At 36.7% G+C, this 25,551-nt stretch carries 23 protein-coding genes and 1 pseudogene; 4 read left to right on the top strand and 20 right to left on the bottom strand.

Annotation, left to right across the window (positions count from 1 at the left end; all coding sequences use genetic code 11):
* Positions 1 to 111: 111 nt before the first annotated feature.
* The 14 genes from U735_RS0111775 to U735_RS0111700 form a co-directional block, all read right to left on the bottom strand.
* Complete coding sequence (locus tag U735_RS0111775) at positions 112 to 3,441, bottom strand: type I restriction endonuclease subunit R (protein ID WP_031444005.1); 3,330 nt, start codon at positions 3,439 to 3,441, stop codon at positions 112 to 114.
* A 6-nt stretch (positions 3,442 to 3,447) separates the two neighbouring features.
* Complete coding sequence (locus U735_RS0111770) at positions 3,448 to 4,047, bottom strand: hypothetical protein (protein ID WP_031444004.1); 600 nt, start codon at positions 4,045 to 4,047, stop codon at positions 3,448 to 3,450.
* 3 nt (positions 4,048 to 4,050) lie between these two features.
* A complete protein-coding gene (locus tag U735_RS0111765; RefSeq protein WP_031444003.1) occupies positions 4,051 to 5,181 on the bottom strand; it encodes a restriction endonuclease subunit S in 1,131 nt (376 codons plus the stop codon).
* Positions 5,168 to 6,763 (bottom strand): class I SAM-dependent DNA methyltransferase, encoded by a 1,596-nt coding sequence (locus U735_RS0111760; protein ID WP_031444002.1) that lies wholly within the window; start codon positions 6,761 to 6,763, stop codon positions 5,168 to 5,170. Before U735_RS0111760 ends, U735_RS0111765 begins: the two co-directional genes overlap by 14 nt.
* A gap of 3 nt (positions 6,764 to 6,766) precedes the next feature.
* Positions 6,767 to 6,916: a helix-turn-helix domain-containing protein gene (locus tag U735_RS25315; protein ID WP_394357439.1), complete on the bottom strand. Its 150-nt coding sequence runs from the start codon at positions 6,914 to 6,916 to the stop codon at positions 6,767 to 6,769.
* Positions 6,917 to 7,085: 169 nt separating this feature from the next.
* The gene (locus tag U735_RS25760) at positions 7,086 to 8,057 is read right to left on the bottom strand and encodes a hypothetical protein (RefSeq protein ID WP_034248449.1); all 972 of its coding nucleotides are present in this window, start codon (positions 8,055 to 8,057) and stop codon (positions 7,086 to 7,088) included.
* A gap of 389 nt (positions 8,058 to 8,446) precedes the next feature.
* On the bottom strand, positions 8,447 to 9,436 hold the full coding sequence (gene rhuM / locus U735_RS0111740) for a virulence protein RhuM/Fic/DOC family protein (RefSeq protein ID WP_031443999.1): 990 nt from the start codon (positions 9,434 to 9,436) through the stop codon (positions 8,447 to 8,449).
* Between the two features lie 424 nt (positions 9,437 to 9,860).
* Positions 9,861 to 10,274 carry a DinB family protein gene (locus tag U735_RS24610; protein WP_051892106.1) on the bottom strand — a complete coding sequence of 138 codons (414 nt, stop codon included), beginning with the start codon at positions 10,272 to 10,274 and terminating at the stop codon, positions 9,861 to 9,863.
* Between the two features lie 596 nt (positions 10,275 to 10,870).
* Positions 10,871 to 11,242, bottom strand: a complete 372-nt coding sequence (locus U735_RS0111725; protein ID WP_262482710.1) for a DUF1398 domain-containing protein — start codon at positions 11,240 to 11,242, stop codon at positions 10,871 to 10,873.
* A 138-nt stretch (positions 11,243 to 11,380) separates the two neighbouring features.
* On the bottom strand, positions 11,381 to 12,199 hold the full coding sequence (locus U735_RS0111720) for a helix-turn-helix domain-containing protein (protein WP_084681108.1): 819 nt from the start codon (positions 12,197 to 12,199) through the stop codon (positions 11,381 to 11,383).
* Between the two features lie 177 nt (positions 12,200 to 12,376).
* Positions 12,377 to 12,745: a nuclear transport factor 2 family protein gene (locus tag U735_RS0111715; protein WP_031443995.1), complete on the bottom strand. Its 369-nt coding sequence runs from the start codon at positions 12,743 to 12,745 to the stop codon at positions 12,377 to 12,379.
* 9 nt (positions 12,746 to 12,754) lie between these two features.
* Entirely contained in the window at positions 12,755 to 13,498 is a 744-nt protein-coding gene (locus U735_RS0111710) for an SDR family NAD(P)-dependent oxidoreductase (protein ID WP_031443994.1), read from the bottom strand.
* Between the two features lie 5 nt (positions 13,499 to 13,503).
* The gene (locus U735_RS0111705; RefSeq protein WP_031443993.1) at positions 13,504 to 13,698 is read right to left on the bottom strand and encodes a tautomerase family protein; all 195 of its coding nucleotides are present in this window, start codon (positions 13,696 to 13,698) and stop codon (positions 13,504 to 13,506) included.
* 121 nt (positions 13,699 to 13,819) lie between these two features.
* Entirely contained in the window at positions 13,820 to 14,383 is a 564-nt protein-coding gene (locus tag U735_RS0111700) for a Crp/Fnr family transcriptional regulator (protein ID WP_031443992.1), read from the bottom strand.
* Positions 14,384 to 14,933: 550 nt separating this feature from the next.
* Here U735_RS0111700 and U735_RS25585 point away from each other — a divergent pair.
* The 3 genes from U735_RS25585 (at position 14,934) to U735_RS0111690 (ending at position 17,176) form a co-directional block, all read left to right on the top strand.
* Entirely contained in the window at positions 14,934 to 15,173 is a 240-nt protein-coding gene (locus U735_RS25585) for a hypothetical protein (RefSeq protein ID WP_232233252.1), read from the top strand.
* Positions 15,174 to 15,424: 251 nt separating this feature from the next.
* Positions 15,425 to 16,396 (top strand): IS110 family RNA-guided transposase, encoded by a 972-nt coding sequence (locus U735_RS0111695; protein WP_031443991.1) that lies wholly within the window; start codon positions 15,425 to 15,427, stop codon positions 16,394 to 16,396.
* Positions 16,397 to 16,774: 378 nt separating this feature from the next.
* Complete coding sequence (locus U735_RS0111690) at positions 16,775 to 17,176, top strand: response regulator (RefSeq protein WP_031443990.1); 402 nt, start codon at positions 16,775 to 16,777, stop codon at positions 17,174 to 17,176.
* Between the two features lie 41 nt (positions 17,177 to 17,217).
* Here the strand turns inward: U735_RS0111690 and U735_RS0111685 are convergent, their stop codons facing one another.
* The 3 genes and pseudogenes from U735_RS0111685 to U735_RS0111675 form a co-directional block, all read right to left on the bottom strand.
* Positions 17,218 to 17,970 carry a DJ-1/PfpI family protein gene (locus tag U735_RS0111685; RefSeq protein ID WP_031443989.1) on the bottom strand — a complete coding sequence of 251 codons (753 nt, stop codon included), beginning with the start codon at positions 17,968 to 17,970 and terminating at the stop codon, positions 17,218 to 17,220.
* A gap of 6 nt (positions 17,971 to 17,976) precedes the next feature.
* Positions 17,977 to 19,239: pseudogene (locus U735_RS24605) on the bottom strand (NAD(P)/FAD-dependent oxidoreductase).
* 58 nt (positions 19,240 to 19,297) lie between these two features.
* A complete protein-coding gene (locus U735_RS0111675) occupies positions 19,298 to 19,870 on the bottom strand; it encodes a Crp/Fnr family transcriptional regulator (RefSeq protein ID WP_031443988.1) in 573 nt (190 codons plus the stop codon).
* A 253-nt stretch (positions 19,871 to 20,123) separates the two neighbouring features.
* Here U735_RS0111675 and U735_RS0111670 point away from each other — a divergent pair, with 253 nt between their 5' ends.
* Positions 20,124 to 20,816, top strand: a complete 693-nt coding sequence (locus U735_RS0111670) for a LytR/AlgR family response regulator transcription factor (protein ID WP_031443987.1) — start codon at positions 20,124 to 20,126, stop codon at positions 20,814 to 20,816.
* Positions 20,817 to 21,291: 475 nt separating this feature from the next.
* Here the strand turns inward: U735_RS0111670 and cysI are convergent, their stop codons facing one another.
* From cysI to U735_RS0111655, 3 genes are read right to left on the bottom strand one after another with little or no spacing between them, the layout of a single operon-like run.
* Positions 21,292 to 22,992 carry an assimilatory sulfite reductase (NADPH) hemoprotein subunit gene (cysI, locus tag U735_RS0111665; RefSeq protein WP_031443986.1) on the bottom strand — a complete coding sequence of 567 codons (1,701 nt, stop codon included), beginning with the start codon at positions 22,990 to 22,992 and terminating at the stop codon, positions 21,292 to 21,294.
* A 41-nt stretch (positions 22,993 to 23,033) separates the two neighbouring features.
* Positions 23,034 to 24,854: an assimilatory sulfite reductase (NADPH) flavoprotein subunit gene (locus U735_RS0111660; RefSeq protein WP_031443985.1), complete on the bottom strand. Its 1,821-nt coding sequence runs from the start codon at positions 24,852 to 24,854 to the stop codon at positions 23,034 to 23,036.
* Between the two features lie 18 nt (positions 24,855 to 24,872).
* Positions 24,873 to 25,508, bottom strand: coding sequence for a peroxiredoxin (locus tag U735_RS0111655; RefSeq protein ID WP_031443984.1), 636 nt, complete (start codon positions 25,506 to 25,508; stop codon positions 24,873 to 24,875).
* Positions 25,509 to 25,551: the final 43 nt, after the last annotated feature.

The following is a 25,551-nucleotide window of genomic DNA, read 5'->3' as shown; positions in this document are numbered from 1 at the left end:
AGCAAGACCATTTATTCATTTCGCTTTTAGCGTTGGCGAGAAAGCTCTTTGCAACCGCACGTAGGAGGATTGCAATGTGCTTGAACTTGCGTTGGCTTATTCTATTCGTTATTAATTTTTGTGTTTAAAATTTTCAACCTGTTCCATTACCTGATCGAACACCTCATCGTTATGTTGGGGTGGGTAACCATTTTTATGTAAGCAGAAGAATATTTTTTGATTCAAGTCTGCTCTCACATTACTATTGTTGAGCCAATCTGTAAACGAAGATTGCATATCAATTAGCTCTTTAATTTTCTGAGCCAAGAGTTTACATTTTTCGTTTATAATTAAGCTACCAACTTTTTTATCCTCACCGAACTCAAAGTTATATTTGTCGCGCAGATGCATAAGAATATCGTAAAAAGCTTTTTCCTCAAAAGTTAAACCTAATTTTCTAAAGCTATCTTTATCTTCTCCTAATTTCGACATTATTTCTAAAGCCTGTTGGGTAGCATATCTGATAATAGAATCTACCGCCTCTGCCTGTGTAGAAGTGGCTTCTTCAGAAGATAAACTTGCTCTTCTATTATGATATTCTTCAAGCGTTCTATTTAGTAGCTCTTCATACTTTTCTGCGGCTATCTTATTTGTGTCTTCGTATTCTTTTATAGACTTACGAAGCATCTTAATTAAAACTTCAAGTTTTGTGGCTGGTAGTTTTATGTTGTTTAATTGCTCGACAAACTCAGGGCTAAATATGTTCTCTTCAACATCAGTATCTAGAATATTTACTACTGAATTACATTTCAAGGCTTCGGCAACCATTTTTTCCACCGCAAGGTTCATACTTTCAGTATCGTGTCTATCTCCTGATGTTTTTCTGATATACGAAGCTACTGCCATAAAACACTGCGATAAGGAAAGTTGCTCATTTGTAAGCACATTTGATGGTTGGCAAATATCATAAGCTGTCCTTAATCGTTTGATGTGAGCCATAAAAAATGTCTTTACACTAACTTTTTTTGGTTTGTCTTTTTCGTTGCTAAGATTTAGTTGTTCAGTAAGTGTTATTATATAGTCCGCTGCAGAAGACAAACATTCCAATCTCTCCAATGGTGTTGTATTGGAATCTGTAAATGGCGTTATATCAAAATCAGTAAAGACATCGCTAATTATTTTTAACTCAATAATTAGAGCCTCCAAAGCTTGTTGAACATCATCTTCACTGGGGCCAAATGAATCGCCTCCAAACTTACGCATAGCCTTCATCATATTTTCACGAATACCGATGTAGTCAATTACATATCCAAACTCTTTACCTTCGTATTTGCGATTTACACGACTTATGGTTTGAATAAGCGTCTGTTTTTGAAGTGGCTTATCATTATAAAGATACGTTAAACTTGGAACGTCAAATCCAGTAATCCACATATCTACAACTATAACAATACGGAAGTTTGAATGCTCCATTTTAAAGGCGTCATCTAGCTTTTTAATTCTAGATTTATCACCTATGTATTTATACATATCCGCTATGTCATTTGGACCACGAGTAGCCACCATTGCAATGGTAGGCATTTTCGGAAGTTTCTTAAGGTCTTCCTTTGTTAACTTGCTGTCGTTTGGTGATTTCTTCTCTTCAAACCATTCAGGGTTTTGTACTCTAAACTTTTGTAATAAGCGGTAGGCAATTTTACGTTTGCTACATACAATCATTGCTTTTTGTACAACATCAACTTTGTTTTCGCAAGCATTGGAGTAATGTATTATAATATCTTTAGCTAAACGTTCTAAACGTTCGTCATCGCCAAGAATTACTTCCATAGCACTCATTGCTTTTTTACTTGCTGCCACATCATCTTCGGTAGCACCTTCATCAGCACACTGTTTATAATACGCATCTATCTGTTTTACTTTTTGACTATCGAGGGTAACATTTGCAATGCGAGGAATGTATTTCAACGCAACAGTAATATCATCGTCAACAGATTGTTGCATTGTATAACTATCTACTACCTCACCAAAAACTTGAATTGTTTCTTCTATTGGTGTGCCTGTGAAACCGACAAATGTTGCATTGGGGAATGCAATACGTAGATGCTCTGCATAAGGCTTTGTAACGAATGCACCTAAAGACGTGTCTTTTTTGCCAGGGGTGTTTATTAAATTATTTTCTGCAATTTCTGCTTTAGTTTCTGGTTTTTTATCCTTTATTTTTAGTTGCTTATTCAGTTTTACTTGTGTACGATGTGCCTCATCGGAAAAGCAAATAATGTTTTTACGTGTATTTAATTCGCCTATTTCTTCACAAAACTTTTGGATAGTACAAATAAGGAATCCACCTGACTTTCTAATGGACATTTCTGTTTTTAGGTCTTGTCTGTCGGCAATTATTTTAGCAGCTCCCAAGGATAAAAACTCTTCTGAACGCAGAAACAATTTACCTGCTTGTGTTTGTAAGTCGTCTCTATCCACAATCATTACTATAGTTGGTGACCCAAGTTCACTGCAGCGTAAGGATAACTGACGCGCCAAAAACATCATTGTATAGGTTTTACCGCAGCCAGTTGCCCCAAAGTATGTACCACCTTTACGGCTATTTGCTAAATGTGCTTCAAGTACGCTTTCCCTTAACATACGGGTAGCAAAAAACTGAGGATAACGACATACTATCTCTTCTTCTTTGTCTGAGTTTTTGTCGGGAAAGTAAACATAGTCACGAATAACTTCTAAAAAGCGATTAGGTTCATACACACCAGCCACTATGGTTTTTATTTGGTCTATCCCTTTTTTGGCTGATTCATCTTCATTATTTACTTTTTTCCAAGCATAATAGTGATTGTATGGTGTGTAGGTAGTACCTAGTTTGGTATTGTTAACAGTTGCATCACTTATGCACGATAGTGGGCAATAACGCAATAGGTGCGGAATATCTCTTTTGTATCGGTTATGAATTTGCTCATAAGCACTAAAAATAGTTGCATTGGCATCTGTTGGGTTTTTAAGTTCAAAAATGCATACAGGAATACCGTTGATAAAAAGTAATACATCGGGTATACGAACTTCGGCTTTTAAGCCATAACCAACTTCAAATTGATTGACACAACTATAAATATTATTTGTGTTACCAAATTCAAAATCTAGATATTCTATATCGAATATTTTACCATCGCTATTACGCGTATAACGATAACCATCACGAATAAGATGAAAAGTGTTACGAAGCAACTCAAAATGGGTTTGACCACTGGTGAAACGCAAGTGGTTTGTAATCTCTTCAATATCGGAATCGGTTAAATCATCGTACCTCTTTTTGAGATAGGTGCTTAAATCATTGCTTAATAAAACTTCCCGATTGTTACGAGCAATATTGCCACCATAAGCATATATCCATCCTTGTTGCTCTAATAAATCAATAAGAGCTTCTTCGTAATCGCTTTCGAAAAACTTTCCTTTCATATTGTATTAGTTCAAATTAGTGTCTTTAGTAATTTCTATGGCATCAAAGTCCAAGAACTTTGCGTTCCTATTCTTTAATGATTTGCTGAAAGATTCCACAACATCTTGAAGAATTAAACGGTAGTTGAGGCGTTGACACATATTAAAAATCTGTTTTATTAGCAACTTTCCAAGACCCTTATGTTTAAGTTCTATTGGTATCATGATATTTGTGAGGTAAACAATTTTTTCTTCACGATAAGGAAGCAATTTAATGAATGATTTTGCTACAATTTCGGATTCAGAACAATGAAGAAAAAAGTCTTCTATTAATTTGTCAATAGACCATTTATTTATAAAATCACTAACTTCTTTTTCGAGAAATTTATGAATAAAGTATTCTTCTGGTATAGGCTCACCTAAATAGAGCATTTCTTCAACTTTATCAAAAATATATTTATGTCCATTATCGAAAATGAAATTTAGACATTCATTTCCATCATCAACAAACTCTCGAACGTAAAACCCTTGTTCTCTTTGTCCCATAACCTCATCATCAGACATTGTAAACAAGATGTTTTTAGCATTAAGTGCTTTGTCTTTTTCAAATTGCTCTAAGTTCGTCATAAGTTACCCGTTTATTGCTTTTTGCACTAATGCTGGACATAGTGTTTTCATTTTTTTACGAGCCTTGTTGGCTATTTTCTTAGCTTCTTCGGCACAGTTGTAGAGGTTAACTATAGATTGTTGCACTTCTGGTGGTGGTAATGGAATACGCACTCTACATAATTCAATCCAATCAAAAGTCTCTCGTGCACTGCCCCAAGAGTTGAAACGAGAATATCGGTCAAATTCATCTTTGCTTATTAATAAGAACAGAAATTCAGGTAGTAATTCTTTTGCATTTTTAGACCTAAAAACCTTGTATGAAGACGATACAATATATGTTTTGTCAGAATCATTAATTGCTAAGGATATTTTACCGCCATTACGAGATGTTACAGTTACATAACTAAAATCATTTGGCTTTAGAAGTTTATAAGGTGATAGAGAAACATCTTTCATATCTGCCTTAGTCGGTATAAGTTTCTTTAAAATACTAATACCTTTAACATCGTCAAGTGTACATTTACCATCTGAATTTCTTTCGTCTAACTCTTCAATATACTCACCAAGCTCAACTTCAGGATACTTTTTTTTGCAATCGACAATATAGGCTTGACAAGCTTGGGTAAGTGGCTCTATTAAAGCTTCATTCTGTTCTGCTAATGCTTTTAGGCCATTGTAAGTATTGACTAATTCTTGTTGTGTATCTATATCGGGTAGTGGGATTTGAATTTCGCTCATTTCAAAGAAGTTAAACTCAGGTCGTTGACTTCCAAAATTCAGGTAATCTATTAATCTTAGAAATTCTTTTCGTTTAAAGTAGATAAAAAGAAATTCTGGCAACAGCTTTTCTCGACCAAGGTCATTGAGATGAAAAACTACATAAAGATGTGATACAATACATAAGCCATCTGTTCTATATGCCAATGAACCTATATTAAGACGAGATGGATTGTATACAAAGTATCCATTTTGTACAACTTTATATGGCTTAAGATTTATACCTACAGTATTCGCTTTGGGAGAGCAAAATTCTCCGCTGCTATTTACACCTTCGATTAGCTCAACACCATATTTCAAATCCCTATTATTAACCATACTTCGGTCAATATAGTCACCTAATCTTACCCAGCGGAAATTATTACTCACATTCATACCCCAACTGTTTTAGTGCGTTACGAAGTGTTTTATCATTCTTTTCTTGACGTTTTAATAAATCAGAAACAGTGGATGCTGTTTCGGTGAGCACTTCATTATAGTTAATTTTAGAGTCACTGTCAACAAATTCAATATATCGGCTTGGTACAAGGGAGTAGTTCTTTTCTTCAAATTCTTTTAGCCCAACAGAGCGGTATTGTTCTGGTTCTGTATAGTTTGTGCCGTCTGTTCCCTCGCTTTGCCAGTTAAAATAGATTTCGGCAGCTCGTTTAATTTGGTCGGCTTTTAGCTCTATCTTCTTTTTTTGTTCTCCTTTAATTGGGTTATCAGTCCATTGGCGTAAATCCATAAACAGTATCTCTTTTTCACGGTTACGCAATTTACGATCATGCCAAGTGCCACCTTTTTTATTTTCATTTAGTATCCACAAGGTTACCGATATGTCGGTAGTGTAAAACAGCTCACGCGGCAATACCACGATAGCTTCTATTTTGTCATTTTCAATGAGTTTTTTACGAATTGCAATAGCATCATCATCACCCAAAGCACCATTAGCCAATAGGAACCCAGCAATACCTTTACCTGCTTTTAATTTTGAGAGTATATGCAATATCCAAGCATAGTTTGCATTTCCTGCAGGTGGTGTGGCATAGTCTGCCCAACGATTATCATTGCTTAACGAGATATCATACCACTTTTTTAAATTAAATGGCGGATTTGCCATAATAAAATCAAAACTTAAACCTTTATGTAGGTCATTGGTAAATGTATCGGCATTTTGCTCACCAAGATGGTGTGAGATACCACGCATAGCTAGGTTCATTTTTGCAAGACGATACGTTGCAGGGTCTCGTTCTTGTCCATAAACGTTTACTTTTTCGATGTCGCCTTGCTTTGCTTCTACATACTTTGCACACTGAATAAACATACCCCCTGAACCACAACAAGGGTCGTAAAGCGTACCATCATATGGTTCAATAAAAGCCGCTATCAGCTCAACTATATCGTGTGGTGTATAAAACTCGCCCTCTTCTTTGGTTGCATTTACCGCAAAGGACTTTAGGAAATATTCATAAACCCGACCAATTAAATCCTTTTCCTCACCAAACGTCTTGTGAGAGATTTTATTTACCTCGTCTACCACCTTTTTAATCACATTGGCATCGAGATTTATTGATGTAAACAAACCTAAACGAATACAGCCTTTTAACTCATCGCCACTATTTTCAAGCTCCTGTATAGCGTCATCCAGTGCTGCATTCAATTTTGCACCAGGCTTTTCCATAATTGTAGCCCAACGAGCAGCTTCAGGAACATATGCAATACCTTTATATCGGCTTGGGCTATTAAGGAACGACTTTATTACTTCTTCGTCTGTAATACCATTGTCAATACATTCCTGCCTCATTTCAGCTTGTGTATTCTCAAACTTCTCACCAATAAATCGCAAGAAAACTAGCGTTAATAGCAAGTCTCTTTTATCATTTAAAGATGCATTACTTCGTAAATACTCTCGGCAATTAAATAGGATTGATTCTAGGTTTTGTGTATCAGTAGATTTTTGATTTTTTTTGGCCATATTTTATTTCTTATTTGTATTTGATACTAGAAGTTCTGAAATATCTACATTTAAGATTTCCGCAATCTTGTATAAGTCTTCCAAACTCGGTTGTCTTTTGTTTTGGGCGTAAGAGTGTACCATATTGTAACTCTTCCTAAGTTGTTTAGCCAACCAGATTTGTTTTATCCAGCCCTTATTTTTAAAATAAATTATTCGCTAAATGTATTGTTGTCCAATAAAAACACTAAGATAGTTTTATATCTAAAAACCAATCCTTCATTTTTATTTATTATGTTTATTATTGCGGGGAAACTTTCCTAAATTTCTTTTGCTTATATCCTTAAAACACACTGTCCAAAGTAGTCGCCTCTAGTATTTTATTCTTTGATGAATATCTTGGACTTTGTGGAGCTTTTCCCTTTGCATTGCCCAAGGGGACCTTTTTTATCTTTAGCGCGGGTTCTGTAAAATATAGAATGTACTTGTTGGTGTCTTTCCATTGTTCAATAGACTTAACCTCTGCAATATGGGTAATGGCCGAAATTGGTGCCACCTGGTAGGCCGCTATATATTTTATTTTGGGAATCATGGAGGAGTTCAGGCGTATAGCGAACCAACAATTCTCATCAATGAACACTTCTTTAAAGCCGTCTTCCCTTGCGGGGACCACTATGGTGTCTATTTCCGAGATATCCACTTTTTCGGTGTCCTCCGTAACTTCATTTAGAAAGGGTTGGAAATCATAAAGAATTTCTTCATTCTGGTTCTTAAAACGCTTCAAAGTGGTTACTTCTACCGGGAATTTGAACCTACTGATCAACACAGTTTCCAATTCCTCGCCTAACTCATCTATAATAAGTAGGGCATTAAAGGAGTCCTTTTTGTGAATAATGGATTCTAGGAGATAATCTACATTTTCATAACCATACTTTTTGGCAAAATCCTCGCATTTGGCCCATTCTGGTTTTCTTTTCTGCAACATCTCCTTGATGATGTTTTTTACTTTTACCTTGCTGGTTTCAAAGGAAAGTGAGAATTCCAGGATCTGTACGGCTATATGTTTTAAGTGTTGGTGGCTTGCCAAGTCGTTTTCCACCACAAAAATTTTAGGATCTTGGCTATTGGTGAGATCTATTAAATAACCATCCGGTAAATTATTGGTACCCCCCTTTTTTCCAATTTTCTTTTTGTCATCTAAATAGATACGCAAGGGACCAAATAAGGCTTCTTTTACGTCATTAACGACATCTTCCAATTCCGACTCCCTTTCGTATGGGATCTCTGTAAATTTATTTTCTTTATTCCAAAGCATTTAAATACTCCTAAGCAGTGTCAATATTTGATGTCAAACAATCACCTAATTTAATAAAACTTTTTGCTTGGCCTAGTTATTAATTTAATGGTTTAAGGCTCTGCTGACCCCTACCTTATTCCGTGGGGTCTGGCTATCATACGTTTGCTTAATTTTATGAAGCTAAAGAAAAATAATTCTTTGGGAAGTTGGTTGCGGGAAACCGTAGTTTTAAATAATTCTAGTTATATAATGGTAAAAAACCAGCCTAAGAATCCGGAAATTTGACCGCGCCAATGAGAAGAAATTATTGGGGCTCAATTAGACTACACGGCGTCCAAGTCTGGCTTCTTCAGTTTTCAGGGACAGGCAGTATTGATCGGAGTAAATTTTAGTTATTGTCGTGCGTTTTATTTCTTATTTCTATTTAGGATACTTATTATTAGCTTTTTTACAATTTCCATTTCTTCAGGTTTACTAGCGGCCACAAGGAGTGTAACACTGGCCAGGGCTTCATTGCTAATTATAGGCATCCCGGTTCCATCTGATAACATGCTGTTTTTTTTTAGAAACATAAGAAAGCAAGCGGCCGCAATTCTCTTATTACCGTCCGTGAATGCATGGTTTTTTGTTATCAAGTAGAGTAATGTTGCTGCTTTTTCCTCAATACTAGGATAAAAATCGTTTTCATCAAATCCCTTTGTGATCTGGGAAATTGCACTGTCAAATCCTTGATCTTTCTCTAACCCGAATAGATTGGAATCAAACTCCTTCCTCATTTGATCTATAAGCAGTTTATATTCTGTTTTCGTCGGATAGTTTGTTGGACCCTTGGATAAGCCTTTTGAATCAAGTCTTTCGTGGTCGTAGTCGTCCAAGAGGGTAAGGCCTTTTGCAAATTGTGTCAACCATTGAAGCCCTTGCTCCTGAGCCTTATCTTCAATGGCTCTGCCAAGAATTCGAATCCCAGATCTTAGAATTTGGATTTCTTGGTTTGTTTGCTCTAATCGTTTCTGATTAATGGTATATCCTTTGATCAAATAGTCTTTCAATCTCTGGCTCGCCCATTGTCGGAATTGTGTGCCACGCTTGGATTTAATCCTATATCCGACTGAAATGATAACATCCAAATTATAGTATATAGCTTTTTTTGTCTGTGTTTTTCCTTCAATTGCGCCATGTTGAGTGGTATGTGCAAAATCTGCACATACCACTTTTTCTGCCAATTCACCTTCCCTGAAAATATTTCCTATATGTCGACCAATGACCGTTCTATCCCGTTCGAATAATTGACTCATTTGTTCTTGATTCAGCCAGACAGTCTCATTATCAAATGTTACTGCTACCTCTGCTTGTCCATCTGAACTTTGGAAGATCTCTATATCACTGATACTATTCATTTTTTGCTTTATAGGTCTAATTTAACAAATCTTTTTTGTTGGCCTAGTTATTAATATAATGGTTGATGGCTCTGCTGCCCCCTACCCTATTTTGTGTGGTCTGGCTGTCATGGGTTTGCTTAATTTTAAGGAACTAAAGAAAAACAATTTCTTGAGAAGTTGGTTGCGGAAAACCGTAATTTTTGAGGGTTCTAGTTTATATAGCACGACATAACCATCCGGAGAATCGGGAAATTTGGCTATCTCTGGGACAAGACAAAATAGGTTTGGTTTAGTCTCTAAGATCTTCATGTTTGGCTACTTCAGGTATTTTGAACTGGGTAATGGAGATTGCATGAAGTCTATGTTATGGACTATTGTGTTTTTTTGTTCAGTCCCATATTTCTGGGCGATTAATTCCCATTTCCCGTAAATATGACAAGAATTATCCCGCGTGTACAGATTCGTGATATCCAATCCGTAATAAATATTTTCCGAGTATTTTCTTTTCTCCATTTCCTGGATGAATGATTTCTGTTTTACTTAGTTGCTGATCCGAGAATTGTAGAACACTTTGCAGAAATCTTTTTCGATATGGTGATGCAAATTCAAGTTCATCCTTCACGCTTACAAATGGTCTGTCTTTCCAAGGGGTCTTGTAACATGTCATATCACCTTGATTGATAATCATATTCCAACCATAATCGGCTTCCAATACATGTCTAATCATTTCTATCGCAGTCATTGCGTTTTCGTCCGGTTTCCAATAGTATTGACTTTTGGGAAGTGCATTCCAAAGTTCTAAGCTTCTTCTTCTAATTTCGGTAAAATTTAAAACTATGAGTTCGGTTTGGGTCATTTGTAGTGTGTCGAGAAGCTTTTTTAAATTATAGCAATCCCTGAATGTATTTGATGAGTTATTTTTTTATATCTCTAATTTAGTAAATATTTTTTGTTGGCCTGTTGATTATTCCAGGGCCAATTGAAGGCACCTCCACTACCCCATTCATGATGAGTCCAGTTTCACTGGCTTGCCAAATGATGGGCGTTAAAGAAAAACAATTCCTGGAAAAGGGAGTTACAGGAAACCGTAATTCGACATGGTTATGGTCTTTATATTAACACAAAACCAACCAAATAATCAGGAATTTCAGTGATCACCGTAATAAATAATAACCAGACCAAGTACTAGTAGCACGTTCTTCATGTTTGGATCCTACAGATTTTGCTGGACATTCAGTACCGACCGCACGCTTGGTTATTGTAGGCAGTTTTTTATTAGTGAAACTCAATTTTGAGAAGTCACTAAGACGCACTGAAAATTGCAAGTTGAACTAATCCCGCCATTTTCGGCGGGATCTAGGATCAATACCTCGACCCTTGCGTCGATTCCTATTATTGGGTTCAGGGCCTGCCTTTGTCGGTAGACAGGCTTGCCCTGAGGTTTAATACCTTTTATTCCGGAATTTCTTCCACCAACAATTCATTTCCTGCTTTGTCATAATAAGTGCAGGTCATTTTTTCCATACAAACCGCCCATTTTTCTATACCTGACTTGGCACAGTCAGTACAGAATGTTGGATAATCAGTCTTGCCGTCTTGATGAATTTTTAAATCTGTTTTAAACTGTTCATCATTAGACTTTTCTGCTACTGTTAACATCTCATATTTTGCAGGGGATATGATTTTGTAATCTTTTACTCCATAGTAGTCGGTATGTCCATCTGCTCCATAAGTTTCATAGTACGTTACACCTAACTTTTTTAGGTCTTGAATATAAGAAGGAAAATCCGCACCTGATTTTACTTTGCCGTGAGCTTCTTTAATTTGTTCTATTGTAAAATTTTTTTTTTATTTTTTTAATTGTTAAATGATTTGTTGAATTACACGCAACCATAATGCTCAAACTTAATAGTATACTTGTTGATTTTAGAATTGATTTTATTATTTGTTTTTACATTAAGATTACGATGTAAAGATGGGATGATGAAAACCCTTATAATTGTAAAAAATCGTTTTTCTAAAAGAAGCGTTTGAATTTTGAGGAGTGTAGCCCGTAAATTGCTTGAAGTCTTTAATAAAATGGGCCTGGTCGAAGAAATTTTGTTCGTAGCAGATTTCAGTCAACGTTTTCGTTTCATTCAGATTGTCAAGTACTGTATTGAAACGAACAATAGAAGCAAATTTTTTGGGTGTTGTTCCAACTACTTTTCTAAACCGCTTTTCAAATGGGCTTTGGCTGATAAATAGCTTTTCTTTCAGCTCTTTTACACGGATAATTCCATTACTTTGGTAAATAAGTTTTACGGCTTCAACTATTAATTTGTCTATTTGAATGTCTTTGAGCTGGGATGCTAAAAACTGCTCAACGATTTTTATCCGAAGTTTGTCTGTGTTGGCAATTGCCAATTTTTCTTCAACTTCTAGTATGCTGTTTTTATCAAAAATTTCGTCAAGCGAAAGGCTTAAATTAAAGAGTTCGTTGGCAGGATGTGAAGCAAAATGTGTAAAACCTATTTCGGTAAAGTAAACTAAAATGGTTCCTATGTCTTCTGAATTTTTAAACACTTTATATTCATCAGTAATTCCTGTTATTCCTGCCGAAGTCAGCTTGCTTACAGTATTTTCTTTTATTGTAGCAAGTTGTCCTTTGTATTGAAAACCAATGACCAGGCCAGATGAAGGAAAAACCTTGTATTCATTAGCCAATTCGTTTTCCGACACTACAAAATATTTGATGTAGGGTTTTAGTCTTTCTGTCGGAAAATATCTGTCAAATTTCATCAGTTTTTCTGTTATTTCCGTGTTTCGTGAAATTGCCTACAAGGTGTTTGTTTATGAGAAATAGCGAACTAAAAGCTATTACTTTTCAGATAGCAAGATACTGAATTAAACAAAAAAAACGGTTCGAGTTTACACCCGAACCGCTATTGCTTTTATACATTGCTAGCAACTGTTTATTTATTCTTCATGTGTGAATAGTTTATTTACAATTTTCCAATCATCATTAACTTTGGCCAATGATAAGTAGTCATAATAATTATACCCTAACATGGGAACATGTAATTTGGCAATTGCGATTTTACCCATTATATCTATTCCTATGATTTTCATTTTGAAAGTCTCATTTAAATCTTTCGGGCTTTGTCTGCTTTTAACTCCTTCAAGATATTCGTTTATACTTTTTAAATACTCAACACCTTTAATATCTCCATAAATAGCTACATTTTCATAAAAACAAGCTTTAAGTTTAGTTACATCTCCGTGAAAAATCCCTTCGAAATAATTAGTGATTATACTTTCGATTTCTTTTATACTTTCTTTATACATAATCTATTTTTAGATAGCGTGACCTACTGTATGGCCTCCTGCTATGTTAATTGTTTCTCCTGTTATAAAATTAGAAGTAGCCAAATAGTAAGCTGCTTCTGCAATATCAGTTGCTTCTCCAATTCTGTTTAGCAAGTGTAACCCAGCTAAACTGTCAGCATTCTCAATTCCTATTTTTCCTTGCAATGGACTTCTGATAATTCCAGGAGCGATAGTATTAACCTTAATATTGCTTTTACCAAATTCTGCTGCTAATTGTCTCGTTAAAGAATGGATAGCACCTTTACTTGTTAATGCCGCTGTTGCTGGAAATCCATCTATGGCGTGTTCTACCAATACAGTTCCTATGTTTATTATAGAACCATTTTGTTGTTTAATCATTTGAGGGATAACTGCTTGAGAGGTAAAATATGTTCCCTTTAGGTTAACACTCCAATATAGGTCTAGATCTTTTTCTTCAACCTCTAAAAAGGGTTTTGGAGCAAATACTCCCGCATTATTGATTAAAACATCTATAGAATTAAATTTTTCCAATGCCAGAGCAACAAGTTTCTGCCCAGTATCTAGCTTGCTAATATCTCCGGCTAAGTATAGAGCATTAGAGGGAGAACCAAATTCTTTGTAAGCCCTTCTTAAATTTTCTTCATTTGAAGAGTTCATTACAACATTACTCTCTCGTTCTATAAAATATTTTGCAATTTCTTTACCAATTCCTGAGGATGCTCCTGTAATGATTACGGTTTTGTTTTTCATTTTCTTTATTTTTTAGTTCCTAAATACTGTTTCCCATTTACTCCCCAATTTGCTATAGGTACTTCATCAATAATTACATGTGTTGTTTGTGGATTTTTGTTGAGAATGTCAACTACTAGTTGTGTAGCACCCTCTATTAATTGACGTTTTTGTTCTTGTGTTACTTGTTCGTCAGTAACTCTAATGTTAATGTATGGCATAACTTTTTTGTTAAATTAATTGTCATACAAAGGTGAAGTGAATCTAATATTTTAGAAAGGAGGTTTGTCACTTCTTTGAAGTGATGTAGGTCACATTGAGTGATAATAAAAAGAAGTAGAGTTATGAGTCTAATCTACTAAGTGTTTCTCTAGAGACACCTAAATAGGCGGCAATCATTTTTTTAGGAACACGTTGGAAAAGTTCTGGATATTGTTCGAGAAGTAAGTTGTACCTTTCCTTCGTTGAATTTTGTAACAATGACAGAATCCTATTTTGAAGTGCAATACGACCGATTTTACTTTTTTTAGCCCAAAAGCGTTCCATTTTATGCATTTGAGCGGTTAGTTTGTCTCTGTTTTCGAATGAGATATATAGTAATTCACAATCTTCTACACAGTCGATAGAAGTTTTAGATTTGGTTTGTTTTACAAAAGATTCATAATCCGTAATCCACCAATTTTCCATTCCAAATTGGATAATATGTTCCTTTCCCGTTTTGTCAACAAAGTAGCTTTTTAAGCAACCTTTTATTATCCAGTATTCTTTATTTACAATTTCTCCTTCTTGAATAAGATATTGATGTTTACGTTTATTGATTTGCTTAAAATGACTCAAAACAAAATCAAATTCCTCATCTGTAAGGCTAATTACTTCTTCTATATGTTGTCTTAGAGGATGTGTCATTTTAATTGTTGCTCAATTAGAATATAGTAATTAGTGTTTATATTCCTATTATAGGTCCAATTTAATAAAACTTTTTCGTTGGCCTAGGTTATTAATTAGATGGTTTATAGCTCTACTGACCCCTACCCTATTTTCTGGGGTCTGGCTATAGTTCGTTGGCTTATTTTGTGTGCAACTAAAGAAAAACAATTCTTTGAAAAGTAAGTTGCGGGAAACCGGAATTTGAGATGTTTTTGATATGTGCCGGTCTAAAAACAACGGAATTATTAGGAAGTGGATTACTTTCAGGCCAATGGACATCCGCTGAAGTATAGGGAATACGGTCTTCATTTTTTGGATACTCAAGGTCTGGAGGACAGGCCATACCGACCACACGGAACCTTGGTGGTTACTGCCAGTTGCTTAATTCCAAACTTCATTGGATTCTGTTAGAATGACCAGAAAAACCAGTCCGATGACCTTTGACCAGCGTATTGCCAAGATAAACCAAGTGCAGCGGGGATGAATGAACTATTTCCGGGGTACAAGTATTCAGGGCAAGCTCTGATATATGGACGACGGGATTAGGAACCGGTTACGCTATTGCATTCGGATAGATTGGAAGAAGCCCAAGAGAAAAAGGAAAAACCTAATCCGATTGGGTGTAGACCAAGACCATGCCTATGCGTGGAGTAGAACAAGAAAAGGAGGTTGGGCAGTAGCCCAAAGCCCAATACTGCGTACTACAATCGCCGTAAAACGGTTAAAGAGGAAAGGTTATGTTAGTTTAATCGAATACTACAATCGTTAAGTTTCATTATTGAACCGCCGTATACGAGACCCGTACGTACGGCTTAAGTTTACAATTCATTAAATTAGAATATAAACAGAAAAGACAAAAGAGAGGAATAAGGTTATAACGTACGCAGAGACATAGATCTCGTCACCATTGAAAATCCCCTCTCTTTTCTACACAGATTTCGTACAGTTCTATGAGGCTTTGGACCTCGATTTTAAGTCGTTGAAACTCGCGTAGATTGTCCTTTCAAAAAACATTTTCTTATGATTAAAGATATCAAATATTTTGGGATTGACATTAGCCATCTAGTTTTCGATATCACGGATTCCGATGGCAATTACTATCATTTTAAAAATAATATTTCTGGATTTAAGAAGTTCGTAAAGATCTTGGGTGTTGATAGTCACTGCGTAATGGAAGCTACGGGTTATTATCATTATCAGTTGGCCTATTATTTACTTGAGTCCGGAATGAAAGTATCGGTGGAAAATCCATTAGCGGTAAAACGTTTTATACAGATGAAGTTATCGAAGATCAAGACCGATAAGAGCGATTCCAGACTTATTTGTGAGTATGCAGGACAGGTGAAGCTCAAACTCTGGCAAGGCAATTCTAAACATCAGATAGAATGCCTCCAGATGACCAGGCTCCTTTCTGTATATACAAAACAGAGCACGATGCTAAAAAATAAATTGCACGGAGAAGCTGTTTTAGGCAATCCAAGTAAATTTGTTATTGGATCATTGAAGCGGAGTTTGAAACAAGTTCAAAAAGAATTAAAAACCTTGGAAGAAAAACTATTGATACTGGTTAAACAAGTGCACCAGGATGTTCTGACACGCCTAAAGACTATTCCGGGAATCGGAGACAAAACCGCCGTTATGTTAGTGGTTCTAACAGATGGGTTCAATCGTTTTACCAGCGGAAGTGAATTATGCAGTTATGCCGGTCTGACCCCCATAATCAGACAGAGCGGTAGCAGCGTGAAAGGACGACCACGCATAAGTAAGATAGGTAACCAAAAACTCCGTAACCTATTGTTTATGTGCAGTTTTAACGCTTGTAAATGCAACAGGGCCTGCAGGGCACTTTATGAGCGCATAGTAGCTAAGGGGAAGAGTAAAAAACTGGCATTGATCGCAGTGTGCAACAAGCTGCTAAAACAAGCCTTTGCAATCGCAAAATCAGGATTGATATATGACGATACTTATAGAAGTACCTTGGTTAAAAATTAATGTGTTTTAACTTGTTTTTTACCACAGTACTTCTTAAGGCTAAATATTAATTTCTATTGTGACTCACAGTTTTTCTTGTTCTTTGTCCCAATCAAGGCATTCCTTGTTTTTGATCCCTAAGAGTATCCAAAATAGTTAATTTTAAATAAATGGAATATTGTAAAGTGTATACAATTATCCAAATACTCAAACCGTTCGGCGAATTTTTATTGGGATGAAGCTATATAGTCATTATTTTGAGGCCAATAATAAAAGCAGCCATTAATTCCGGGTATTATTTTGGATGACTTTTCGAATTCGGGGATTACATAGGCAACGATCGATCTTCCACACAGAGGTAAATTGTTGATGAATTATAAAAAGCTATTGTAAGTAATTATGAGAGAAGAAACCCTATGGATCATTGATGATGATATGGTATCACAATTTGCCATAAAGTATAAGATTGGGCAATCTTACCCCAACAATAGGGTAAGTACATTTTATTCCGTTCAGGAGGCATTAGACGCCCTAAAGGAATGTATGGATGGTAAAATGGAATTTCCGGAAAAGGTTTTATTGGACTTAGGCTTACCAGTGCTAACAGGGTGGCACTTTCTGGTAGAACTGGAAAAATTTCGAGGAAGTATTAGCCCTTTCGAGATTTATGTCGTTTCCGCATTTTCCAATTCAACGGACCGTCAGCGTGCTAAGAACCATTCTTTGGTCAAGGGCTATTTTGAAAAGCCGTTGGATAACATTGCCGTGGACAAAATATTTATGTCCCGGCAGAATGAATGATGTTTAGGCTCTTTTGTTGCCAACTCGGACAATAGCGATACTCAATCTTTCCAGTTTTGCAGGCGATCAAGGTATAGGTAGCCCTCCACGAACTTTCTATGTTCATGACCGGCCATTTTTTCCAATAAGCTCAAAGCGGATATATAACTTGCCAAATTACCGTTCGAGGAACTAAATTTACCGTCTTCAACAAATGTTACCAGACTGTCATTCTGCACTTTTAGTTTTGGATAATCCTTTTGCAATTGATTGCCCCCTCCGATCCAAGTTACAATTTTATGTCCATCTGCAATACCGGTTTTTCCTATAAGTTGGGCTCCGGCACAATTGCTAACCGTGTATAAGGTTTCGTTATTTTTCTCCCTTATAAAATCTACCACTTTATCATTATGCACCTGGGCGTACATGTCATAAGCACTTGGCACAAACAAGGCTGTAAGTCGTGGGCAGTTTTCAAAAGTATAATCGGGAAAAAACCTCATACCTTCTTCTGTAGTTATCGGACTGTTGGTTTCTGCAATGGTAACAACATTAAAAAGCTGCTTGCCATCAATACTCGGTTTAGCAAAAACATCGGAAGTTGCAATTACTTCAGTTTGTAGAACGCCATTGAACATCAGGAGACCGATAGTTGGCAATTCTTTTTTGAAAGGTTTTAGGTGTTTTGTCAAGGTATCCAACGAAACATTTGTGGGTTGTAAATTCCAAGCATTGGTATGGGATTTGGATTTGTCTGTATTACAACCTATCACAGCAACTAAAGACATCATTAGTAGTTTAAAATGTGTTTTCATATTACTTTAATTAATTTGTTTTTTATCGTTAGGCTTTATGATCATTCTAAAATATTGATCCTTATAGATGTAGTAACCGATCCAATTGACCAGTGTGCGAAATTTATTTTTAAAATTTACCAGCCCCATAATATGTACCAGTATCCAAATAAGCCAGGCAATAAATCCTTTTATGAAATACTTTTCTTTCGGTAAGTCAAAAACAGCCTTATTCCTACCAATTATTGCCAATGAACCTTTGTTTTTGTAGGCGAAAGGAGTCCATAGGCCTTGGTCTTTCTCCAAATTAAAGGCTAAATTTTTGGCCTGTTGGATTGCCGGTTGGGCCAATTGGGGATGGCCTTCTGGATATTCGTTATCTCCAAGAACCAACGCACAGTCCCCTAAGGCATAAACATTATCATATCCTTTGACCAGATTAAAAGTGTTTGTCTTTAATCGCCTGCCTTTGCCAAAGCTATCCGGAGAAAAGCCATCGAAAGCCTTTGCCGTTACCCCTGCTGCCTAGATCAAATTTTTGGATTCGATTTTACTGCCATTGGAAAGTAGAACAATATCATCCTTAAAATCTTTTACCAAACAGTTAAGTTTTATTTCTACACCTAATTCAATGAGCTTGGCATGAGTATAGGTCTGGGAATTTTTTGACATGGTGTTCAAAACTGTATTTTGACCATCTATCAGATAAATCTTACCCAAATCGCTTTCTTTCAATTCAGGATAATCTTTTTTTATTATCGAGGATTTCATTTGGCCCGATAGCTCCACTCCTGTTGGTCCAGCCCCAGCGATTACAAAAGTCAACAACCTTTTTCGCTGCTCTTGGTCATCTTGTCTTGTGGCCCGGTCCAATCGAGTGAGTATAGTATTTCGCAAGGTAAGGGCATCACTTATGGTTTTCATGGGCAAACTATATTTTTCAATGTTTTTGTTGCCAAAGAAACTACTTTCCGTACCCGTAGCCATTACCAAAATGTCATAGTGCAATTCCCCATTGCTCAGTATAATTTTATTTTCACCGGGAACAACTTTAATTAAACTTCCCAGCCGAAATCTAGTGTTTTTTAAATTCCTTAATATTTTTCTAAATGGATAGCTGATGGCAGAAGGTTCCATAAAACCCGTAGAGACCTGATAGATCAAAGGTGGAAAAAAATTGTAATTATTTGCATCTACCAATATGATGTCGTAGCGGGGAGAATTCCCAATTCTTTTGATCAACTCCAAGCCTGCAAAACCTCCACCCACAATTATTACTGATTTTTTCATTGTGCAGAATTTAGAGAACAAAGGTCCTGGATTCTCCTTTAAAAATTCTTGAACTGGTTCAAGAATTCTCTTTTCTTTTTAATTTACTTACATATTCTGGTGACAACCCTAAAAAACTTGCCACTAAATATTGGGGGACATTATTTACGAAATCTGGAAAGGCTTCTTTAAACCTAAAATAAATTTCCTCCTTCGAATAAATAAAAAGATACCTTATTCGATTAAGTGAGGCCCCATAGGCCGTTTGATATATTTTTCTGAAATAGGTTTCCATTTTTGGAAATCGAAGTAGTAATTCCTTTTCATTTTTATTGGTTAGGTGAAGTATGGTCGAGGCTTTGACGGCTTGAATATGACATTCTGAATCCGTATTGTTATGAAAGGCCAAATAATCTGTTATCCACCAATTTTCGATGGCAAATTGCAAAGTGTGCTCCGTTCCCCCTTCCTCAATAATGTATAAATGAAGACAGCCGCTCAAAACAAAATAGTGGCCTAAGGATTTGATTCCAGGTTCATAAAGCAGTTCTTTTTTTTTGACTGTTTGAGTTTCAAAATATTTGGCAATTTCTTGAAACTCATTTTGGTCAATTTCGATGTATTTGTTGATGTGCTCGAAAAGTTTTTGCATTTTAAATGGTAAAGCTATTGTCAAAGTTAGCGTAATTAAATTTTTAGTTAAGACTGCTACAATTTTCAGGGTTTAATTTTTCATGGAATGAATTACATTAAAAATAAATGAAACTGGAGTACTTCTCCAATTTCTTATACTACGAATATCTTCTTTTACACAACATTTAAGGTACTGTTTGCATCATTTATTATTCCTATCAAAGCCAAGTATGTATTTTGATCTGGAATTAATAAAATGTGTATCCCCCATTATGAAATTGAGATGTATAATAGTGGACGATTCGTCCATGCAGCGAACTGCCATAGCTAGAATGGTAAACAACCATCCAAATCTGGCTTTGGTAGCCGAATACAGTAATGCCATTGAGGCAAAAAACGGTCTAAAAAATTACGACATCGACCTTATTTTTCTCGATGTGGAAATGCCGATCATCAATGGTTTTGATCTCTTGGAATCACTGGACAACCCACCACAGGTAATCTTGATTACCGGTAACCCTGATTATGCACTCAAGGCTTTTGACTACAACGTAACCGATTATCTTTATAAGCCTATATCCCTAGTTCGATTTGATGCCTCTGTAAAAAGGGCCGTGGCCAAATATGAGCAGATTAATAAATTGGATGAGGAAGAGGAGTATATCTTTGTTAAAAGTAACCTAAGACAACGTAAAGTTGTTTTAAGCGATATAAATTGGGTAGAAGCTCTAGGCGATTACATTAAATTGGTAACGACTGAAGGAAATGTAGTTATTCTATCCACAATGAAATCTTTTGAACAAAAGCTGCCAAAGGATAAATTCTTGAGGATCCACAAATCATACATCGTGAATTTGGAGAAAGTTGAAAAGTTTAATACTAAAAAGGTTGAAGTAGCTGGAACATCTGTACCGTTGAGTCGAAACAAAAAAACGGAATTGGCCGAGGCGCTTTATAACGTTTAAATATAATGGTATAAAGTGTTCTAAAAAATATCGGGGGCCTACCCCGATATTTTTTATTCAATTTTAAATATTTGTTCATTTTATAGAAGGAAGACTTTCATACCATTGTTTGGTCAGGTATAATTCTAATCTAATTCTTTATCTGTATAGGCTTGGTAAGTCGCAATTTTTTAAACGGCATACCTTTTAAGTGTTTTTGCCATTTTTCGACCAATGGTCGTTCAAGTTTAAACTCATAGGGAGCTGACCAATGGGACCACTTTTAGTATTTATATTCCCGTTTGATTAAAATTTGAATTCAAAGTTGTTGACTCTGAAAATGAATATCAAAACTAATCTGTTATCCTATCGGAGTGGAGTAGTCCTCATAACGTATGGTCCATCGACAATAAAGACCGTAAGATGACAAAATAAAACAGAATCCATGAAATTCACCTCTAGTGCTTTTAGAGTTGGTTTCATATAAGCAATGCTCTTAGTTCATAACCCGTAATGGCCGCTCTGTTGGTTCAACAATTTTCTTTCTGATTACGAAATCTCCAAAATGCTCCTCCCCTAACCTATCTTGGGCATATGCTTCAATAATCGGCTCTAATTCCTCTAAAATATTTTCCTCGGATAACATTTCCTTGTATAGAGTATTTAAACGGTCACCGTTGTGACTTGCTCCCAAATACATGTTATACCTACCAATGGCCCTACCCACAAAGCCTATTTCCCCTAGTGAGGATCGCGCACAGTTATTTGGACAACCTGTCATCCGAATATTGATTTCGTCGTTGTCCAGACCATTATTCCTCATAATTACCTCCAGTTTATCTATTAAGGAAGGAAGGTAGCGCTCTGCTTCGGCAAAAGCCAATCCACATGTGTTCAATGCCACACAGGCCATGGAACTCTTACGAAGACCCGTAAGTTTAGGATGGTTACCAACGCCATACTCCTCTAAAATCGCTTCAATGTCCTGCTTTTTAACTTCCTCGATATTTCCGATAATGAGATTTTGGTTGCCTGTTAATCGGAAATCACCTGTGTGAATTTTGGCAATTTCCCTTAAAGCCTTTTTCAGTTCATATCCATTTTCATCCCTTACTCTCCCATGTTCCACAAACAAGGTATAAAACCATTTATTGTTGATGCCTTTTAACCAGCCATATTCATCTCCGTTTGATCTGAATCGATAGGGTTTCGGTTTGGCCAGATTCCACCCCATGCGATTTTGAAGTTCCCCTACGAACCATTCTAGTCCCCTGTCGTCTATGGTATGTTTTAATCTCGATAACTTACGGTCAGATCGGTTGCCGTAATCCCTTTGGATGGCTATAACCGTTTCAGCTACTTCAAACACTTTTTCCTTTCGAGAGAAACCAATAACATCGGCCAGTCGCGGATAGGTTTCCTGATTTCCAAACGTACTCCCCAATCCACCGCCTACACAAATATTATATCCTATTACTTTGTTGTTTTCCTCTATGGCAATAAGTCCAAGATCATTCGCAAAAACATCAATATCATTTTTGGGTGGAATGGCTATTGCTATTTTAAACTTTCTAGGAAGGTAATTGTGTTGGTACAAAGGTTCAAAATCAGGAGTTCCCGCCACTTTTTCCTTTTCCAGCCATATTTCATGATATGCAGTTGTCTTTGGAAGAAAATAATCGCTTATTTCTTTTGCAAATTGGTATACTTCTTCGTGTATATGGGATTGATAAGGGTTCGGATTACACATGACATTCCTATTCACATCCCCGCAGGTCGCAAGTGTACTTAACAAAACTTCGTTAACCTTTTGAATCGTAGGTTTTAAATTCCTTTTTAATATGCCATGAAATTGGAAAGATTGTCTGGTGGTCAATTTAAGGGTTTCATTTCCATATTGTTCCGAAAGTTCATCCAAGGCAAGCCATTGCTTGGGAGTAGTAACCCCACCAGCAGCTCTTACCCGAACCATAAACTGGTACAATGGTTCCAATTTCTTCTGTTTTCGTTCACTCTCCAGATCCCTATCATATTGCTGATATGAACCGTGGTATTTTATAAGTTTGACATCGTCGGGAAATAAAGCTCCGGTCAAAGGGTTTTTTAGGCTGTCCTTTATACTTCCCCTAAGGAAATCACTCTTGTCCTTGATATGTTCATCTTCCGATAATTCCTTGTAATTCGATTGTTTTTCCATAAATACATTTTCCTGGGCATTAAAGCACTCCTGAAGCTATCTTAATAGATATCTGCTTGATAACGATGGGTAATTTGAAGATTTTTAACATACTCCTCTGCCTTTTCAATAGTTATTCCTCCCTGTTGTTGTACAATTTGTTTTAAGGCAATATCCACGTCCTTGGCCATTTTTTGTGCGTCACCGCACACGTAAAAATGCGCTCCTTTTTCCAACCACTCATAAAGCTCTTTACCGTTCTCCAACATTCTGTGCTGTACATAGTGTTTTTCTTCCTGGTCTCTTGAAAAGGCAACATCTGCCTTGGTCAATACTCCCTCCTTCATATATTGTTGCCATTCTGTTTGATACAGGAAATCTGTCGTGAAATTCCGGTCACCAAAGAAAAGCCAGGAAGGCCCCTTTTTGTCCAAAACTTCCCGTTGTTGCATAAATGCCCTAAATGGTGCCACTCCCGTTCCCGGACCGACCATTATAATTGGTGCTTCCGGATTTTCGGGAAGCTTAAAACGCGTATTCTTATCAACAAAGACCTTTACCTTGTCGCCAATCTCAAGCCTATCTGCCAAGGTTGCCGAACAATGACCTTCTTTATTTCTGCCCAATGCATTATATCGGACAACCGACACCAACAGATGGACTTCTTCATCAACCACATCTTGTGAGGAGGCTATGGAATACATCCGCGGGGTATTTTTGCGCAAGACAGAAATCAGTTCCTTAGAAGTTAGTGTGATCGGTACCTCGCTTATCAGATCCAAAAAATCACGTCCGGAAAGATACTCCTGAAGTGCAATTTTGTCCCCAAGGATTTTCTTTAGTCCCTCATTGCCAGTTAACTCTGCATATCCGGAAAGCGTGGTTTTTGATAGTGGGGTTAGTTCATAGTCATACGTAAGTGCATCATATAAAGTTTTGATTCCTTCATGGGTTTCCACTTCCTCCTCACCGGATAATTTGGTCGATTCTAAAACCGACCTTACTAGTTTAGGGGAATTGGCTCCATAAACTCCCAATGCATCGCCTGGCTCATATTTTATTCCAGACCCTTCCAGATCTAATTCCAAGTGAATGGTTTCCTTTGAAGATCCTTTTCCATTTAAATTGATTTTTTCAAGAATAGTGGCTTCAAAAAGATTTTTTCTCGAATATTGGATTCCAGTAACTTGGTTGCTGGGAAGATCCTGCACTTGGACCGTGGTATTTTGGGAACTGGTCTGAATTATAGCAGATAAAAAATTCTTTTGCCAAGTCTCCGCTTCATCTACATAATCTACATCGCAATCTTGGCGAGGTACGATTTTCTGAGCGCCTAATTTCTCGAGTACGGTATCAAAATCCTTACCGGTCTGGCAAAAGTCTAGATAACTGCTGTCACCTAGAGCCAAAACCGAATATTGCAAATGGGCCAGGTTCGGCGCCTTTTTGCTGTGAAGGTAATTGTAAAAGTCCTCCGCCTGTACCGGGGGTTCGCCCAATCCATGGGTGCTCACGATTACGGCCAGTTTTTTGATGTTTTTTAATTCCCTTGTTTTGAAGGAAGCCATATCGGAAATCAATGCATCAATTCCCATATCCTTTGCACGAGCATGGAGTTCCTTGGCCAAGCCTTCACTGTTGCCAGTATGACTCCCGAAAAGGATATGCACCTTTTCAGTTTTAAGCTCACCATCAACATTGGGATCCGAACCAAATGATCGGCTTCCCACAGCGGTATTATTCAAAGATGATTGGATAAGTCCTTCGAAATATCCACTGAGCCATTGAAGCTGTCCTGAATCAAGTCCGGACAAAGCTATATTGAGTTTGTCTGCTTGCTCATCGTTAAACGGTCCCCTGTTCAATCCCTTTTTTAGTTCCATGCTATTCGATAATTAGAATTATTTGTTGGGCTGGGGAGTATATCTCAAATAAGGTTTGATAACACGATGACCTTTAGGATATTTGGATTCGACCTCTTCTTGCTTAACTCCTGGTGGAATAATTACATCCTGTCCAACTTCCCAATCCACTGGAGTGGCAACATTATGTTCTGCTGTAAGTTTTAGAGAGTCGATTACCCGAAGAATCTCAGTAAAATTTCTTCCCGTCGAGGCAGGATAGGTTATAATAGCCTGTACCTTCTTGTCTGGACTAATAAAATAAACAGATCTCACCGTGGCAGAGGTTGATGCATTGGGGTGGATCATATTATATAGTGTTGCTACATTTTTGTCAGTATCAGCTATAATAGGGAAATCTACATTGCAGTTTTGGGTTTCGTTGATGTCTTTGACCCAACCAAAATGCGAATCCAGGTCATCAACACTCACTGCAAGTACCTTGGTATTTCTTTTTGCAAAATCCTCTTTCAACTGTGCGGTCCTACCAAGTTCTGTGGTGCACACAGGGGTATAGTCTGCCGGGTGTGAATATAGTATCCCCCAACTGTTGCCCAGCCATTGGTGAAAATCAAGTTCACCCTCTGTGGTCTGCGCCTTAAAATTTGGTGCGTCGTCGCCTATTCTCAAACTCATAGTATATATTTTTTTAATTATACATCAAGACAGCTTGCCATTA

This window comes from Arenibacter algicola (assembly GCF_000733925.1).
Taxonomy (GTDB): domain Bacteria; phylum Bacteroidota; class Bacteroidia; order Flavobacteriales; family Flavobacteriaceae; genus Arenibacter; species Arenibacter algicola.
Note: the sequence above shows the minus strand (reverse complement) of the source record. Positions and strands in the feature narration are given on the sequence as shown.